General features: G+C 69.9%; 13 protein-coding genes. 5 read left to right on the top strand and 8 right to left on the bottom strand.

The genetic code is table 11. The features are described from left to right. The first annotated feature begins 39 nt into the window (after positions 1-39). The gene (locus tag ACZ6S0_RS37675; RefSeq protein ID WP_465924110.1) at positions 40-789 is read left to right on the top strand and encodes a phosphotransferase family protein; all 750 of its coding nucleotides are present in this window, start codon (positions 40-42) and stop codon (positions 787-789) included. 279 nt (positions 790-1,068) lie between these two features. Beyond that, a complete protein-coding gene (locus tag ACZ6S0_RS37670; RefSeq protein ID WP_465924109.1) occupies positions 1,069-2,391 on the top strand; it encodes a tetratricopeptide repeat protein in 1,323 nt (440 codons plus the stop codon). 390 nt (positions 2,392-2,781) lie between these two features. Here ACZ6S0_RS37670 and ACZ6S0_RS37665 read toward each other — a convergent pair whose 3' ends face one another. From ACZ6S0_RS37665 to ACZ6S0_RS37655, 3 genes are all read right to left on the bottom strand, one after another. Then, positions 2,782-3,888 carry a hypothetical protein gene (locus tag ACZ6S0_RS37665; protein WP_465924108.1) on the bottom strand — a complete coding sequence of 369 codons (1,107 nt, stop codon included), beginning with the start codon at positions 3,886-3,888 and terminating at the stop codon, positions 2,782-2,784. A 202-nt stretch (positions 3,889-4,090) separates the two neighbouring features. Further along, a complete protein-coding gene (locus ACZ6S0_RS37660; RefSeq protein WP_465924107.1) occupies positions 4,091-4,522 on the bottom strand; it encodes a DoxX family protein in 432 nt (143 codons plus the stop codon). 46 nt (positions 4,523-4,568) lie between these two features. Then, on the bottom strand, positions 4,569-4,913 hold the full coding sequence (locus tag ACZ6S0_RS37655; RefSeq protein ID WP_465924106.1) for a VOC family protein: 345 nt from the start codon (positions 4,911-4,913) through the stop codon (positions 4,569-4,571). 86 nt (positions 4,914-4,999) lie between these two features. Here ACZ6S0_RS37655 and ACZ6S0_RS37650 point away from each other — a divergent pair, with 86 nt between their 5' ends. Further along, the gene (locus tag ACZ6S0_RS37650) at positions 5,000-5,869 is read left to right on the top strand and encodes a sigma-70 family RNA polymerase sigma factor (RefSeq protein WP_465924105.1); all 870 of its coding nucleotides are present in this window, start codon (positions 5,000-5,002) and stop codon (positions 5,867-5,869) included. Between the two features lie 23 nt (positions 5,870-5,892). Here the strand turns inward: ACZ6S0_RS37650 and dacB are convergent, their stop codons facing one another. Next, positions 5,893-7,545 carry a D-alanyl-D-alanine carboxypeptidase/D-alanyl-D-alanine endopeptidase gene (dacB, locus tag ACZ6S0_RS37645; protein WP_465924104.1) on the bottom strand — a complete coding sequence of 551 codons (1,653 nt, stop codon included), beginning with the start codon at positions 7,543-7,545 and terminating at the stop codon, positions 5,893-5,895. A gap of 266 nt (positions 7,546-7,811) precedes the next feature. Here dacB and ACZ6S0_RS37640 point away from each other — a divergent pair, with 266 nt between their 5' ends. Together ACZ6S0_RS37640 and ACZ6S0_RS37635 are read left to right on the top strand one after the other, a co-directional pair. After that, a complete protein-coding gene (locus tag ACZ6S0_RS37640; protein ID WP_465924103.1) occupies positions 7,812-8,912 on the top strand; it encodes a serine hydrolase domain-containing protein in 1,101 nt (366 codons plus the stop codon). A 222-nt stretch (positions 8,913-9,134) separates the two neighbouring features. After that, the gene (locus tag ACZ6S0_RS37635) at positions 9,135-11,870 is read left to right on the top strand and encodes an AAA family ATPase (RefSeq protein ID WP_465924102.1); all 2,736 of its coding nucleotides are present in this window, start codon (positions 9,135-9,137) and stop codon (positions 11,868-11,870) included. A 78-nt stretch (positions 11,871-11,948) separates the two neighbouring features. Here ACZ6S0_RS37635 and ACZ6S0_RS37630 read toward each other — a convergent pair whose 3' ends face one another. The 4 genes from ACZ6S0_RS37630 to ACZ6S0_RS37615 form a co-directional block, all read right to left on the bottom strand. Then, positions 11,949-13,151, bottom strand: coding sequence for an FxsB family cyclophane-forming radical SAM/SPASM peptide maturase (locus ACZ6S0_RS37630; protein ID WP_465924101.1), 1,203 nt, complete (start codon positions 13,149-13,151; stop codon positions 11,949-11,951). A gap of 57 nt (positions 13,152-13,208) precedes the next feature. Further along, positions 13,209-13,445, bottom strand: coding sequence for a hypothetical protein (locus ACZ6S0_RS37625; protein ID WP_465924100.1), 237 nt, complete (start codon positions 13,443-13,445; stop codon positions 13,209-13,211). Positions 13,446-13,747: 302 nt separating this feature from the next. Continuing rightward, the gene (locus ACZ6S0_RS37620; protein WP_465924099.1) at positions 13,748-14,971 is read right to left on the bottom strand and encodes a cytochrome P450; all 1,224 of its coding nucleotides are present in this window, start codon (positions 14,969-14,971) and stop codon (positions 13,748-13,750) included. 44 nt (positions 14,972-15,015) lie between these two features. Then, positions 15,016-16,287 carry an FAD-dependent monooxygenase gene (locus tag ACZ6S0_RS37615; RefSeq protein WP_465924098.1) on the bottom strand — a complete coding sequence of 424 codons (1,272 nt, stop codon included), beginning with the start codon at positions 16,285-16,287 and terminating at the stop codon, positions 15,016-15,018. Positions 16,288-16,435 lie beyond the last annotated feature (148 nt).

Below are 16,435 nucleotides of genomic sequence, written 5' to 3'. Positions count from 1 at the left end.
AACGGCGCCGTCGCCGCATGGCTGGTTCAATATCCACTCGTGCAGACCCACGATGTGCGGATCGACGGCGACCTGGTCCGCAAACGCTTCGTCGACGGCAAGCCTGGGGGCGCCGAGCGGGAATGGCGGGCGCTGAGGCTACTGGCTGAGCACGCGCCCGGGCTCGCGCCCTCACCCGTGGAGTACGGGATCGACCTGGTGGTGATGTCACGCGTCGAGGGCACGCCACTCTTCCAACTGCCTGCCGTACCGGAGAAGGAACTGGTGGAGGCGGTGGACCGACTGCACGGCGCCGTGCCCCGGCAGGTACTCGACCGAGTACCGCAGCGGTTGTGGCCGGTGGAGCGGATCAGGGATCAATTGCTCGCGTGGGCCGGGCGGTGGCAACCGAAGAACGAGCTGGCAGACCAGGCCGTCAGCGAGGGCGCGCGGTGGTTGTCCGGATGGGAGCCGGGCGAGCGTGGGGTTCGGCCGGTGTTCGGGGCGGGTGATGGCAACACGGCGAACTTCCTGTGGGACGGCGTGCGCGTCAGGATTGTCGATTTCGAGGAGTCGGGGCGCAGCGATCGGGCGACCGAGGTCGCGGAGATGGCCGAGCACGTGTCGTGCTGGGTCCATGGGGAGAGCGAGGTGTGTTTCGAGCTCGACCCGGCCGAGGAACGCAGGTCGTTGGAGTGCCGCAGGCTGTTCGCGCTGATGTGGGTCTTCCTGCTCAAGGACGAAGGGCCGAGAAATCCGCCCGGCACGTTCATGCGAGCGGTCGGGCGGGCTTTGGATCGGCTCGCTTAGGCACGACCTTCCTCCCAGAGCCCACCTGCGACCTTCACCACACATCACAGCAGGTCAGAGGTGTCACAGGGACCTTCGCGGCCCGTCTCCGGCCCCTGCCAGTTCCTGCGTTGTCCGCTGCAGGTCTCGTTGCCACCGTAGGTCGCGGCCGTGACGCGACCATGACACGGCACGGACGAGGCGGGGACACGGCTGGCCGAGAGTGGACGGGGTCGGCGGCGTTGTGGCCGCCCGCCGGGCAGAAAGTCGCGGCGAAGGTGATCACGAAAAGGAGAAGGCGTGGCTGATGACAGGCGATGGGACCGGCGTTCGCTGCTGCGGGGCGCCGCCGTGCTGGCCGGTGCCGCTGCGGCCCCGCCCTTGCTGGGCGGCCCGGCCACCGCGCTGGCCGGGGGCGGTGACGCGGACGCGCTGTTCAAGGCCGGCAAGTTCGAGCAGGCCGGCCGCGCGTACGAGGAGATTCTGAAGAAGGACCCCACGAACCTGCCCGCGGCTCGCCGGCGCGGCTATGTGGGGCTGCTGGCCAATCGGTTCGCCGACGCCGAGAAATACCTCAAGATGGCGCTCGCCCTGGTGCCCGAGGACAAGGAAGCAAACTACCTCCTGGCCGACTGTTACCTCCGGCAGGACAAGTTCGGCCTGTCCGCACCCCACTGGAAGGCGGCCGGCGAGGACAGCTACGCCAAGTGGTTCGCGGCGGTCCGCGGCGAGGCGTACCAGGTCCACGGCGACCTCGCGCGGGTGCCATTCGAGCAGATGGACCCGGAGCCGCTGGTGGCGGCTTCGGTCAACGGCGGACCGGCGAAGCGCTTGGTGTTCTACACCGGCGCCCCGAATCTGAGCGTGCGCGCGTCGGTGGCCGCGGAGGCCGGGCTGAGCCCCGTCGCCAGTCAGAAGATCGATTTCGAGGGCGTCGTCATTTGGGCGCACTACGGGATACTGGACTCCTTCAAGCTGGGCGGCATCGAACTGCGCAACGTCCCGGTGGGCTGGTCGGCGACGGAGTCGGGCGAAGATGTCGACGGCGACAACGACGGCCTGATCGGCACGTGGGTCTTCTACCACCTGCTCACCACCTTCGACTACGCGGGCCGGCAACTGATCCTGCGCCCCAGAACCCCCGAAACGGCCAGGAAGGCACGCGCCGCCGCCACACGGGCGGGCGCCGAGCCCCTGCCGCTGTGGCTGGCCCGTGAGCAGTACCTGCACAGCACGGGCAGCTTCGCCGGTGCCACCGGCTCCCGTACCGGGGTGGTGGGCGTGAACTTCGGCGGAGTCGGCGAGATCGCCGCGGGCATGGCCGGGGAAACGGCCGAGAAGTTGGGGATCCGCACCGACTACGACCGCCAGATCGGAACCTTTGCCCAAAGCCACCCGGCCGCCGTCTACCCCTGCTACCCGAAGGAGATCAGCCTCGGCAACGCCGCCGCCAAGGACGTCTACTGCTACACGAACCCGAACGCGCCGGTCAACGTGCCGTGGCCCTATGGGACAGGGTTCGACACGATGGGCTGGTTCTCCCACTGCTTCTGGAAGCCCTACAACATCACCGTCGACTTCACCGACATGAACCTCTACATCGCCCGCGGCGAGGCCGCCTGATCACGGGCAGGCCCGACCGGAGACCTCGGGTAATCAGCGTGTTCGCGCGCTCTGAGCCTGTCAGGGCGCGCCGCCCGCGGGGCCGTCTGTTGGTGAGTGATGGGCGGGCCAGAATAGCCCGTATGACGACTATGCCGGACAATCAGGCAAAAGCCGCACATCCGTCTCGGTGAGGGGTACACGGCCGAGAACGAGACCAGCCTCGTGAACGCGTACTACCAGCGGCCCGCGATGCTGGAGACGGCCCGGCGGTCGGCTCCTCGTCTCGGTCGACCATCCTTTCGTGATCACCCTCATGAGTGCGATGGCAGGGGAAAAGCCCAGCTTCCTGTTCTTCGTTCTGGAAGCCGACTGACGGCCCGGCGTCCGCCCCTCATGGCTTCCGCGTCTTCAGCTCAAGGGGATCCAGTGGATGGCGCCGAGATATGAGTCAACGCCGACGATCTGCCACCGCTCGCCTTTCCGGAGGGGAATCGTGAAGGAGCTGTACACTCCTTCCAGGAATACATAATCTTCGGTGCGGATTTCGCCGCGCCGGTTGGTCAGGACGAACTGTCCATGACATCCGTCTTCACCAAACGTCTGGATGTAGATGAGACCCGCCAGATCGCCGGTGACCGTCAGCCCGCTCGAACCGATGGTTGTGAGTTTGTTCCCGGTTCTCGGTGAGCCGACAGAAAGGTCGCTCAGGGTCGGGTTGTTGATGGTGATGGTGAGGTTGGCGTACTGGTAGATCGACTGGAGGCCGGCGGCTGGTTGCCGGGCTCCGGAGGTGACGGACGCCCGCAGGGTGAAGGTGGTGTCTTTGAGGATCTGGTATTTGTCTTTCCGGACGGTGCAGAACGTCTTGTCTCCGGCGCAGAGGACCGTGCCGTCGCCGTCGTACAACTCGAAGTAGGTGCCGTTGCTCTCCCAGGTGAAATGGACGGCATCGCCGGCGTTGAAGTTCGTCTTGGGGGTGGTCGGCTTGTTCGGGTCGCCGGCCAGGAAGCTGTGCAGGTAGAAGATGGGCTCTGCGGTGGGCAGGGTCAGTTCGAGCGTGTCTTTCTGGGTGCATCTGCCGGCGCTCGGGCCCGAGGTCTCGGTGAACAGGAGGGTGAGCGGACTGCCGGTGGTGGTGGCGAGTTCGCCGTTGACGCTGAAGGTCAGCGGTTTGTCGATGAGTTCGAACTGCGGTATTGCGGGACGGAGGACGACGTGGTGGTAGTTCGTGTTGCCGCTGAGTCCGAGTTCCTGTCCAGATTTGAGCTGGACAGAGGCGGTGCGCCATTTTTCGTTGTCGGTCGACACCTGGGGGTTTTCGGTGAAGTAGGCGCCTCCGTCCTCCGGTTCGCTGACCGGAACGGCGATGTCGATTTTGGTGCAGTAGACTTTTTGGCCGCTGGGGCTGGAGACGTTGATGTTGATGGTGTTGGCGGCGGGTTTGTCGGGGCTGCCGGCCTGGAGTGGGGATGGACTGGTGGTGGTGCGGTATTGGAGCAGGCGGGCATTGGCCATGAGGGGGAGCCTCCTTGCGGGTGAGGGATCGGAGAGTTGTACACATGACCAGTGCTCTGGTTCGGCGAGGAGGCGGGGCGGGCCGTATTCCAGAACGCGTCATACCGAGCAGCGTACGGACTAACCGGCGATTTCCCGGCGCATGACACCAGCGAGATTTGACGCTGTCCGGGTTCTACGACTGGCAGGGAGGCGGGTCGTTTCACGCATGCTGGGACACCCTGGGCAGTCGTTCCTGGCGCAGCAGGTCCCGCCAATCGGCCGGCCAGTTGATCAGGGCGAAGATGAACATGATCACCAGGTTGGTGGGAGCGGCGACGCGTTCGTACAGCTCGCTGCCGACCACGATGTGCGTCGTGGTCGCGGCGGTGAGGAGCAGGATCAGGACCGTCGCACCGATGAACTTGAATCGCCGGCGGGGGATGACCAGCAACACGGCGCACACCCCCTCGATGGCCCCGACCACGAACCTGAACCAGGACGGGTAGCCCCACTCGACGAACTTCACCGAGTACGCCGGCCCGAAGAACGTGGGGCCGGGCCAGTACTTCGTGACGAAGCCGACGAAGAACGTGAATGCCACGAACCAATAGAAGGCGGTGAGCAGCCGTCGTGGCCACACGCGGGTGGACATGATGGTTTCCTCCGAAGTAACTCGTCCGGAAATGGCGGCCGCCGGTTCAGGCCGGCTGGATGAGGCCGATGACGTTGCCGTCCGTGTCGGTCACCGAAGCGACCAGCTTGCCCCCGCCGACATCCTTGACCTCCTGCGAAGTCCGCGCCCCCGCGTTCAGGAGGGCCCGCAGGCTCACCTCGATGTCGTCGACGTGCCAGTAGGCGACGGGCCCGGACATCCCCTTCTTGTGGCCCTGCGGGTCCAGGCCGATGTCCTGGCCGTTGACGGAGAAACCGACGTAGTACGGCTCGTCCATGTACGGCTCGACGCCCAGCAGCGCGCTGAACACGGCCTTGGCCGCGGCGAGATCTTTGACGGGGTGGATGACAGTCTTGATGCCGTCGTTCATGACCTACTCCTCGTGTGTGTGCCGGTCACATCGGCGAAGACCGGCGGGTCATAGACATGACACGACCCGACGAAGGAATGTGACCGATGGCTGACCACGAGTTTCTGGCCGACCGATTCGAGGAGCATCGCCGTCACCTGCTGGCGGTGGCGTACCAACTGCTCGGGTCGCAGAGCGAGGCGGATGACGCCGTCCAGGAGGCGTGGCTGCGGCTCAGCCGCTCCGACACCAGCGAGGTGGAGAACCTGAGGGGGTGGCTGACCACGGTCGTCGCCCGCGTAGCGCTGAACATGCTGCGCTCGCGCACCACCCTGCGCGAGGACCCGTTGGAGGCGGTGGCTCCGGGCTCGGCCGGCGACGGCGGGAGCGATCCGGAGCGGGCCGCGCTGGTGTCCGACTCGGTCGGCCTGGCGATGCTGGTGGTGCTGGACCGGCTCGCTCCCGCCGAGCGGCTGGCCTTCGTCCTGCATGACGTCTTCGCCGTGCCGTTCGAGGAGATCGCACCGATCGTGGATCGCTCCCCGGCCGCCGCCAGGAAGCTCGCCAGCAGGGCCCGGCGGCGGGTCCAGGGAGCGGACCCGCCGTCCGGTGCCGACCTGCTGCGGCACAGGGAGATCGTCAGCGCCTTCCTCGCGGCCTCGCGGGGCGGCGACTTCGACGCCTTGCTCGCGTTGCTCGACCCGGACGTGGTGCTGCACGCCGACCGTGCGGCCGTGCTGACGGGCGCGCCCGGGCGGCTCCGCGGCGCTTCGGCGGTGGCCGAGACCTTCCGCGGCCGTGCCCGAGGCGCGCGACCGGCGCTGGTCGACGGGGCCGCCGGAGCCGTCTGGTCAGCGGGCGGGCAGCCGCGCATGGCGTTCGATTTCACGATCGCGGCGGGCCGGATCACCGAGATCAACCTGATCGCAGACCTCGACCACCTTCGCGAACTTCGCCTGGAGGCGATCGACGACTGACGAGGGGCTGACGGCCGGCGCCCTCAACCGCTCAGGGTGGTGTACGCGGCGGCGGTGATCTCGCCGAGGGCCTGCCCCGTGAGTTCGGCCGCCTCGCGCTGCGCCTGCTCGCCGTCGGCGGACAGGCCGACGAAGGCGGCGAAGGTCAGCAGGCGGTCATCCGGCAGTTGGACGTATCCGGCCAGGGCCTTGCGCACCATCCCGGCACCGCCGGGGCCGCCGGGGCCGCCCATGCTGGTGCCGGTCTTGGCGTAGACGTGCCCGGCCGCCGGTGAGTCCGGCTGGACGTCGCGCAGGGAGCCGTCCTTGCCCAGGATCGGCAGCGCGGCGCGGTACTCGCCGAAGTGGGGCTGGCGCGCCATGTAGGCCAGGAACCGGGTGAAGTAGCGCGGCGTGTAGTTGTTGTCGGCGGAGCCGGACGGATCCGGGTCCAGGCCGGCCTTGGTGAAGAGGTCGCGCCGTATGCGCCGGCCTGCCTCCTTCGCGTTGCCGGGGTCGCCTCCTGCGATGGCGCCCACCAGGTAGGGCCAGGTCTCGGTGTGCAGGTTGGAGCTCACCTTCAGCATGGGCTTGAGCTGCTCGGGCAGGGCAGGCCCGGCGTACTCCGCGATCAGCTCGCGCTCGTCCGTGCCGGCCTTGCCCGATTGGACGCGCACGCCGGCCTGGCCGAGCACCTTCGTGAACAGGAACTGGGCGAAGACGGCCGGCTCGGGCACGAAGTAGGCCCGGAACAGCCCGTCGTCGCCGGCCGGGATGTCGCCGGTCAGGGTGACCGTGCGCGAGCCGTCGGAGTGGCGCTCGTCGCCGGTGAAGGTGAGCGGACGGGCGGAGGCGGCGTCGGCCGCGGCGATCGTCTGTACCTCGTTGACGACGCTGACGTAGTCGGTGTGCGGATTGATGCGCAGGATGGCGGGCTGACCTGCGCGGCGTCCTGGCTTGACCGTGACGTCCACGACGTTGTCGTTGATCATGATGGGTGAGATGGTGGCGGTGACGTTGTTGGCCAGTTTCTCGCTGCCCTCGGCGAACAGCGAGGTGTCGACCAGGACACGGCCTTCGACGCGCTTGACGCCGGACTTCGCGATCTGGGCGGCGAGCCGGCGAAGCTCCTGCAGCGGGTCGCCGCCGATGGGGGCCGCGCCCGGCGTCGCGCTGTAGGTGTGGTCGGGTTCGGGCAGGAGCAGGCCCCCGCCGCGGCGCAGCCGTCCCGACAGCAGCAGGTCCCCGCCGGCCACCAGCAGCAGGTCGCCCTTGAGCGCGCCGCCCCGCACCGGCCCGGTGCGATACACCCGGGTGGCCAGACGCCGGCCGGCGCCCAGCGCCAGCATCGCCGTCCCGCCGACGAACACCTTGGACGAAGACCCGGCGACGAACAACTCGCCCGCGTTGAGCTCGTAGATCGGCTTCCCGCTGTCCGGGGCGAAGAACTCCGCCCCCCACCGGGCTCCCTGGAACTCGGGCCGTGCCATGATCTGCTCGATCTTGGCCGCCAGCGCCGCGTCCGGGCCCCGCACCGCGGCCCGGAGGGCTCCACCGGCCGGCCGGGCGGCGGCCGGACCGGCTGAGACGGCCGCGGTGGCGAGCGGGACCGCACCCAGCAGTCCGAGCACGGAGCGGCGCGACGGGTGAGCGGAGTACGACCGGCCGGGCTCACCCGGGGCAGTGATGTGCGACAAAGTGTCTCCTCTTCGGCATGACCGGCCTTCTGCCCGGCCGGTCCCGGTGGTGACGATCCTTCGGTCGTGACGATCCAAGGAGGCGGCTCGTTTCCTCCGTGTTTCGCCGCCTCCAAGCTGCGGGCGTCCGCCGGGCGGGCAGCCGGAAACGGCGAGGAAACAAGCCCCGGTGCAGAAAGGGAGGTCGAAAGCAGGCGTGCCGCAAGGGCCTTCAGCTCCGGCTCATCGCCCTGGCGCGCGTCCCCCTCTCAGGAAGGATCTGTGTCGTGAATCGTGTCGCAGCGACCGTCGCGGCCGGACTGGCCTGCGCGATGCTGGCGCAGGGCGTTCACCCCGCCGTCTCCACCACCGTCTATGACCTCGGCGACGTCCAGCGGGCGGCCGACAGCGTGGCGCGGGTCGCCGGTGTCGTCGGTGTCATCGGCGAGGCGTACTACGACGGCCGGCGCATCGGACGTGGATCGGCCGGCTCCCGGCTGATCGGCGGCGAGGGCGGCAAGGTCCCCTCGGACGCCCGCTACCGCGCCTGGTCGCAGACCAAGCAGATGACCGCCACGGTGCTGCTGCAACTGGTCGAGGAAGGCGAACTCGGTGTGGACGACCCGCTCGGCAAGGTGCTGCCCATCACGGTCGAGCAGGACCTGGTCGAGCGGGCCGGCGAGATCACCGTCCGGCAACTGCTCCACCACCGCTCCGGCATCCCCGGCTACAACGGCCCCGGCGCGACGGACCTGCGCCCCTTCGACGACCTCACCACCCGCCACACCTGGACGGAACTGGCCAAGATCTCCCGCGCCATACCGCGCACGAGCGAACCGGACGCGCAGTACGCCTACTCCAACACCAACTACATCCTGCTCGGCGCCATCATCGAGAAGCTGACCGGTAACACCCTGGCAGAGGAGTTCGAACGGCGGCTGTTCACACCACTGCGCATGACCCGGACCTACCTGCCGACCAGGCCGGACCAAGGCATCAAGGGCCCGCACGGGCATGGCTACCATCCCCGGCCCGACGGCACCCCGCGCGACGTCGACCGGATGAACCCCACCACCTTGTGGGCGGCCGGGGGCGTCATCTCCACCGCACGGGACCTGACCACGTTCTACCGCGCCCTCGCCCAGGGCAGGCTGCTGCCGGCGAACTTGCGCGACCTGGTCAGGTACCCGGACCACCAGGAGTCGGTGTGCGGCGGAACGGTCGGGCTGTTCACCGGGTCCGGACCGGGCGGGAACGCGATCACCTTCACCTCCGCCGACGGACGCCTCCAGTTCGCCGTGGACGTCACGACGAGCACACGCACCCAGCCCACCCTGCGCCCGGCCATGTTCCAGGCCGCCGAGGACGTACTCTGCCCTGACCGCTGACCCCGCTCCCCGCCCGCGATCGCCGTCGCCCCCGAAGTCATCCGCACGAGGGTGTCCCCCCGGCAGGTGTTCGTTCGTCAACCGAATATGAGCCCTACCCCCGTACCTCCGCATGGAGCTGAATCGCGTCGCCAGGTCGAGGACGGGCGGCGGTGGCGATGTTCGCGACCGTGCCGGAGTTGGTTCGCCTGGCCGGGCGCGACGGCCCCATAGGGGCTCCCATTGGCCGAGATCTACGGAAGAGACGCGGAGAAGGCCGCCATCGACGCGGTGCTCGCCGGCGCGCGCGCCGGCGAGAGCGGGGTCGTGATGGTGCGCGGCGAGGCGGGGATCGGCAAGACGGCCCTGCTGGAGTACGCCGCGGCCGGCGCCACCGGTATGCGGGTGCTGCGCGGCGCGGGCGTCGAAGCGGAGGCGGAACTGCCGTTCGCCGGGCTGCATCTGGTGCTCGCTCCCGTGCTGCACCTGCGCAGGAGGCTGCCAGGGCCGCAGTCCGCGGCGTTGGGCGCGGCATTCGGCCTGGCCGGCGAGGCCAGGGGTGACCGGTTCCTGCTCGGGCTGGCCACCTTGTCGCTGCTGAGCGAGGTGGCGGCGGCGGGTCCCCTGCTGGTGCTGGTCGATGACGTGCAGTGGCTGGACCGGTGCTCGGCTGCGGTCTTGTCGTTGGTGGCGCGCCGGTTGCGTGCCGAGGGCATCGCGCTGCTGTTCGCCGTACGAGACGGATACCCGACGCCCGCACAGGGCGTACAGGGCGTACGCGACCTGCGGCTGACGGCGCTCGACCGGGACTCCGGCACCGCGCTGCTGGGGGGCCTGGCCGGTCACGTCAAGGACCACCTGCTGGCCGAGGCCCAGGGCAACCCGCTCGCCCTGCTGGAGCTGTCGGCCGCCCTCACGCCCGAGCAGCGCGCAGGCGAACTCCCCGGCGCCACCCTCCACCTGCATCAAGGCCCGATGTCCGGGCAACTGGAATCGGCCTTCGCCCAGCGCGTCAGAGCGCTGCCCGAGCGCACCCGGCTGCTGCTGCTCGCCGCGGCGGCCGACGACAGCGGCGATCTGCAGCTCCTGCTCACGGCGGGCCGGCAGTTGGGCGCCGACGTCGCCGACCTGGAGCCCGCCGAGCACGACCGGGTGATCCACATCTGCGGTGACCGATTGAGCTTCACCCACCCGCTCTTCCGCGCCGCCGCCTACCGTTCGACGTCGCTGTCGGCCCGCATGGCCGCCCATGCCGCGCTGTCGGCGGCCTTCAGGCAGGGCGGCATGGCCGACCGCAGCGCGTGGCACCGCGCCGCCGCCGTACACGGCACCGACGAGAGCGTGGCCGCGGAGATGGAACACACCGCGGGGAACGCCCGCGCCAGGGGCGGTCACGCGGCCGTGGCCACCGCCTATTATCGGGCCGCTCAGCTCACGCCCGACCCAGGACAGCGCGCCCGGCGCCTGGACGCGGCGGCACAGGCCGCTCTCGATGCCGGGATGACCGCCTTCGCGACCCACCTGGCCGATCGCGCCTGGCCGATCGCGCGCGACCCGCTGGTACGCGCCGGCCTGGCGATGGTCCGCGCGGCCGTCGCCCAGCAGCAGGACCTGCGGGCACGGCCGGAGGAGATGGCCGAGGCCGCCGCCGGGCTCGCCGAGCAGGCTCCCGACACCGCCGCCACCATGCTCCTCTTCGCGTTGATCAGCGCCTGGAGCGGCGGCGAGCAGTACCGAACGCCCCAACTCGCCGCCAGTACGGCCGCCGTGCCCCGCTCCTCCCCCATGCTGGCCGACGTCACCGCGGCGGTCACTCACCTCGCCGACGAACGGCTGGCACAGGCCGTCCCCCACGTCAGATCGCTCGTCCAGAAGATCTCCGGCGCTGCGAGCCCAGCCATCTGGCAGCGCATGACCGTTCAGTGGTGGTTCCTGTGGCTCGCCGACATCGACGCGGCTCAGGAGGGCGCGGCGGCGCTGGCCGACCGGTGCCGGGCCCAGGGCAACATCGGCATGCTGCCCCGCGCCCTGCTGCATCTGGCGCGTACCCAGTTGCTCCTCGGCCGGCACCGGGACGTACTGTCCGCCGGCGAGGAGGGCCTGCGCGTCGCACATCACACCGACCAGCCGCACTTCGCGGCCCACCACGCCGGCCTGCTGGCCTGCGTGGCGGCGATCGAAGGCGACCAGGAGCGGTGCACCAAGCTGACGGAGGACGTCCTCGCCGATGGTGTGAGCGAACGCGGCATCGAATGCGTCTACGCCCGCGCGCTCCTGGACCTGGGACACGGACGACACGAGGCGGTGCTGCGCCGCTTCGCCCAGATTCCCGAGGCGCTGATGCGTCACCATCCCGCCATCGACCACAGCCTCGGCACCGCCACCCTCGTGGAGGCAGCGGTCCGTCAGGGCCGTCCCGACCTCGCCGCGGTCCCCCTCGACCGGCTGCGGCGGTGGGCACAGGCGACGGGCCGGCCATGGACCCTGGCCGTCGCGACACGCTGCCAGGCCCAGCTCGCCGACGGCGAGGAGGCGGAACGGCGTTACGAACACGCCGTACGCCTGCACCGGCAGGACGACGCGTACCTCTTCGAGGCGGCCCGCACCCACCTGCTCTACGGGGAGTTTCTGCGCCGCAAGCGGCAGCGCAACAAGGCTCGCCCGCTCCTGCGATCCGCGCTCGACACCTTCGAACGGCTCGGCGCGGTCCCCTGGATCGACCGCGTCCGCAGCGAACTGCGCGCCACCGGTGAGACCTCCCAGCCCCAGGCGCCAGGGCCCGGCCTGCTGGACCGGCTCACCTCACAAGAGCAGCAGGTGGTCAGGCTGGCCGCGGCCGGGCTCAGCAACGCCGGCATCGCGGCCCGCCTGTATCTCAGCCCGCGCACCGTCGGTTATCACCTGTACAAGGCGTATCCCAAGCTCGGCATCGGTTCGCGCAACGACCTGGCCCGCATGGACCTCGACCCGGACGGATGAGGGCGGAAGGCGTGCTCGGTCTGGTCAGCGCGTCAGCTCGATCCTCGGCGGCCGGGACCTGGACCAGGCCAAGCGGTTCTACACGGAGGGGCCGGCGCGCAGCCGCAGGTCTGCCTGGACCCGGTCACGGATGTGCGTGATCAGCTTGAACAGGTCCGGGCAGTACACCGACGGGTTGAGATACCCCGTGCCCTCGCCGTAGCGGTGGGCGTAGTATCCGCCGCCGCACACCCGCGCCACCGGACAGCTCACGCAGGTCTCGCACAGCGCGGCCGCCCCCGCCTGGCGTGCCGCCATGCCCGGGTGTTCGAGCGCCCGGTCGAAGGGATGGTCGAAGACGTTCAGCCCGGTCCCGGCCGCACCTTGGTATCCCGACTTCAGCGTGTCCACCTGCTCGATGCTCCCGTCGGTCTCCACCACGACCAGTACGTTCGGCGACAGACCCACGGAGTCCACCCGGCTCTGCCCGCCGAGCACCAGTTGGATGATCGACTCGAAGAACCGTACGCTCGTCTCCTGCCGGGGCGCGCCGTACCAGCGTTCGAACACGGCGATGAGCCAGTCGGCGTACGGCGTCGCCGCCGACCCGGCCGCGCGCAGTGGCGGCGGCGCGGCCCAGGTGCCGTCCGGCAGCAGGAAGTCCACCACCGGCGGCTCGAACTCCAGCAGCGACTCGTACACCCGCACCGGATCGTTGGCCACATCGACCACGCAGTACAGGTGCGAGAACAGCTCCCGGTACGGCTCGGCGCACAGCCGCCGCAGCCCAGCGGTCACCTCGGCGTGGCTGCCACGGCCGCCGGCGTGGCGGCGGTGTCTGTCATGCGCCCGCGCGTCCCCGTCGAGGCTGACCCCGACCGCGATGCCCTCGGCCAGCAGCATGTCCAGCACCTCGCCGGTCAGCAGCGTGCCGTTGGTCTGCAACCGGAAGCTGAGCTGGGTGACGGGCGGGAGCGCGGCGCGAATGCCGCGCGCGGCGCGGGCGACGGCCTCACGCCCGGCCAGCAGCGGCTCGCCGCCGTGGAAGACGACGTTGACGTACTCGACGTCGTGCGCGGCCACGTGCTCCGCGATGCGGAACGCGGCGCGCTCCACCGTGGCTGGATCCATCTTCCGCGGGCGGTCCCGCCACGACTGGTCGGCCATCTCGTAGACGTAGCAGTAGTCGCAGGCGAGGTTGCACCAGCCGTGCAGCTTGAGCGAGAACTGCTGGAACGGCACCGGTCGCCAGGCCCCGCTTTCGCGCGCCTCCGCGCTCCACTCCTCGGTGGGCCACATCATCAGGGTCCTTTCGCTGCGGGACGGGCGCGGCGGACGGCCGCGCCCGCTCTTCCGGGCCTACCGGTTGTGCCTGCCCGCCAGGATCTTGGCCTCGGGCTCGGCCGCCGCGAGCCCGGCCAGGGCGTTGTCCAGGACGGAGCCTGCGGTCGAGACGGCCACGGTTACGGCCTCTGTCACGGTCTCGGTCACGGCCTGCGCGATCAGCGGGGCCTGCGGGGCGAGCGCGAGCGACGCCGCGGCCGCCAGCGCGACCGCGACCCGCTTGTTGTGACGCTCGGTGTGGGTGGCATTCATGAGAATCCTCCTTGTCGGAACGACGTGCGGCCCATCTCTGGGCGGCTTGATCACCGATACGGTCTGGTACCACTTCGGTCCTGCTCAGCCGGTGGCGCGGGCCGGCCGCCGCTCCCCCGCCCGAACAGGCCCGACCGGATCACCAACCAGGTCGGAGGCCACAATTGGCCTGGTACGTCCGTGCAATGCACGTCCCGGTCATCAACGTAGCAACGCCGCACGGCCCGCGAATCAGTCGGCTGACTGGGGACCAAACGGCGCGAACAACGCGACGGTGAACGGCCCTGTCGGGTTGGAGCATCTCACCAGGTGACCGGGAGTTCGTGCACGCCGTAGACGACGGCGTCGTTCTTGTACGGCAGGTCCTCGGCCGGTGCGGCGAGTCGCAGGGTGGGGATGCGGCGGAACAGTGTGTCGAAGACGATCTGCAGTTCCATCCGGGCCAGGTTCTGGCCGAGGCACTGGTGCGGGCCGAAGCCGAAGGCGAGGTGGTGGCGGGCGCCGCGCTCGACATCGAGTTCGGCCGGGTCCTCGAACGCCGCCGGGTCCCAGTTGGCCGACAGGGTCGAGACGACGACGCCCTCGCCCGCCTCGATGGTCACCCCGCCGATCTCGACGTCTTCGGTGGTCGCCCGGGTGGTGACCGTGTCGGTGATGGTGAAGTAGCGCAGCAGTTCCTCCACGGCCATGGGCGTCCTGTCCGGGTCGGCTTTGATCAGGGCCAGTTGCTCCGGATGGGCGAGCAGCCCGATCACGCCGAGGGAGATCATGTTCGCGGTGGTCTCGTGTCCGGCGGTGAGCAGCAGGAAGGCCAGGCTCACCAGGCCCGTGTGGTCGAGGGCGCCCTCCTGGCGTTGCCGGGCGATCTGACGGCTGAGCAGGTCGTCGCCGGGTTCTGATTCCTTCTGGGCGACCAGGTCGTCGAAGTAGGCGCGCAGTTCGGTGAAGGCTCGCCGGCGGTCTTCGAGCGAGGTCAGGCTCACCATCATGGCGGTGCGGCTCTGGAAGAAGTCGTGGTCGTTGTAGGGGACGCCGAGCAGTTCGCAGATCACCAGCGAGGGCACCGGCAGGGACAGCGCCTGGACCAGGTCGACCGGGTGCTGGTCGGTGGCGAGCAGGTCGTCGATGAAGTGGTCGACGATGTCCTGGATGCGCGGGCGCAGCGCGGCCAGGCCCTTCACGGTGAATTCGCTGATCACCGGGCGGCGGGCCGCGGAGTGTTCCGCGCCGTCCATGGTGAGCATCACCGGCGGCTGGCTGCGCTGCAACCGCAGGGTCGCCGCGTCGAGGTTGAAGAGCGGGAAGCCGTCGCTGCGCCGATCGGAGGAGAAGCGGGGATCGGCGAGGACGGCACGAGCCTCCTCCTGCCGGGACACCCACCATGCCTCGCCGCCGCTGGTCAGGCGGATCCTGCTGATCGGCGCCTGCTCGCGCAGCCGTTCGTAGGCGGCGGGCGGGTCGAACGGGCAGCCCCGCTCGACCGGCAGTTCCAGGTCGGCGCGTTCACTGGCAACGCTGTTCGTCATGAAGGACCTCCTGGTGAAAGATCTGGCTGAATGTGCTCGGGGCTTCAGGCGTGCGCGGGGGCCGGCCGCGCGGGACCGGGGTGGGCGAGGTCGGAATGGGCGAGGTCGGGGTGGGCGAAATCCAGCTCCTTCATCAACGCCACCTTGCGCTGCCACGGCACGAACAACCAGGAGATCACCGGCATCTTGAGCATCCGCATCAACGCCCTGCGCCGTACCAGTTCCACCCGGCCGACCGGGACGAACAGGCCGCGCATCCGCATCCCGTTGCCCTGGAGGTCGCCGATGGCCGGGCGCAGGCGCCGCTCCCAGTGCGCCAGGGCCGTGGACACGCCGCGAGGGTGGCGGGCCAGCATGGTGCCCAGCAGGTCGGCCCCGGCCATCCCGGTCGAGGCGCCCATCCCCGCGTACAGGGTCACGCACCAGGCCGCGTCGCCCACGAGCACCACCCGGCCACGATGCCAGCGGTCCATGTGCACCTGCTCGACGGAGTCGAACAGCACGTGCTCGGCCGACTCCAGCGCGTCCAGCGCCGCGCCCAGAACCCGCCCCGTCGGCTCTGGGCCGAACGCCTCACGCACCCGGTCAGCCTTCGGCCCGGTGAACTCGGCGTCCACATCGTCGGTGCGGTAGCTCAGCAACACGGTGGGCGGCCGGTCCTTGAACGGAAAGGTCCACATCGACCGTCCGGACTCCATGAGGACGACGCAGTCGGTCTGCTCGTGGCCGGGGAGCGCACGGGGCAGTTGGTAGGCGACCGCCAGGCAGTTCATCCGCCGCAGATACCGCTCGTCGGGCCCGAACACCAGTCGCCGCACCGTGGACCGCAGCCCGTCCGCGCCGACGACCAGGTCGAACCGCTCGGTGGCCGACAGCCCGCCGACGGTGGTCAGCGTCACGTCGACCCCCTCGGCGTCCTGCTCGATTCTCGTCGGTACGGTGGCGTACCGGATCTCGACGTCGGACGGCAACGCGGCGAACCCGGCCTCCTCCACGTCTCCCCGCATCATCATCCACGGCCGGCCGGGGAAGTCCCTGAAGCTCCACCCTGGCCGCCGCCTGCCGGTCCGGTCGATGTCGTAGCTGGCACCGTCCGGATCCCGGTCGGCCAGCCCATCGAGGATGCCCAGGCGCTCGGCGGCGGCCCGCCCGGCGCCGAACAACGCGATGAAGTATCCACCGGACCGCCGCGCGGCACTTCGCTCGACGATGACCGGCGTCCACCCGATCTGCCGCAGCCGCAACGCCGTGGCGATCCCGCTGATGCCCAATCCGACCACCAGAGCCCGGCGGCCACCGTAGCCCGATACGTCCATGATCTCCCTCCTCAGAGGTGCGCGCAGGAAACCCCGGCCACCCACCCGGCCCGGCAGTCCGCTGTCCCCGCTGTCCCGGCTGGTAGTCGGCCATGATGATCTCCTGCCGTGTTCGCCGTCACCCCAACGACGAACGAGCCCGCCCCGA

The sequence above is a fragment of the Nonomuraea sp. NPDC051298 genome, assembly GCF_055586305.1.
This window is presented reverse-complemented; position numbering and strand designations above follow the sequence as displayed.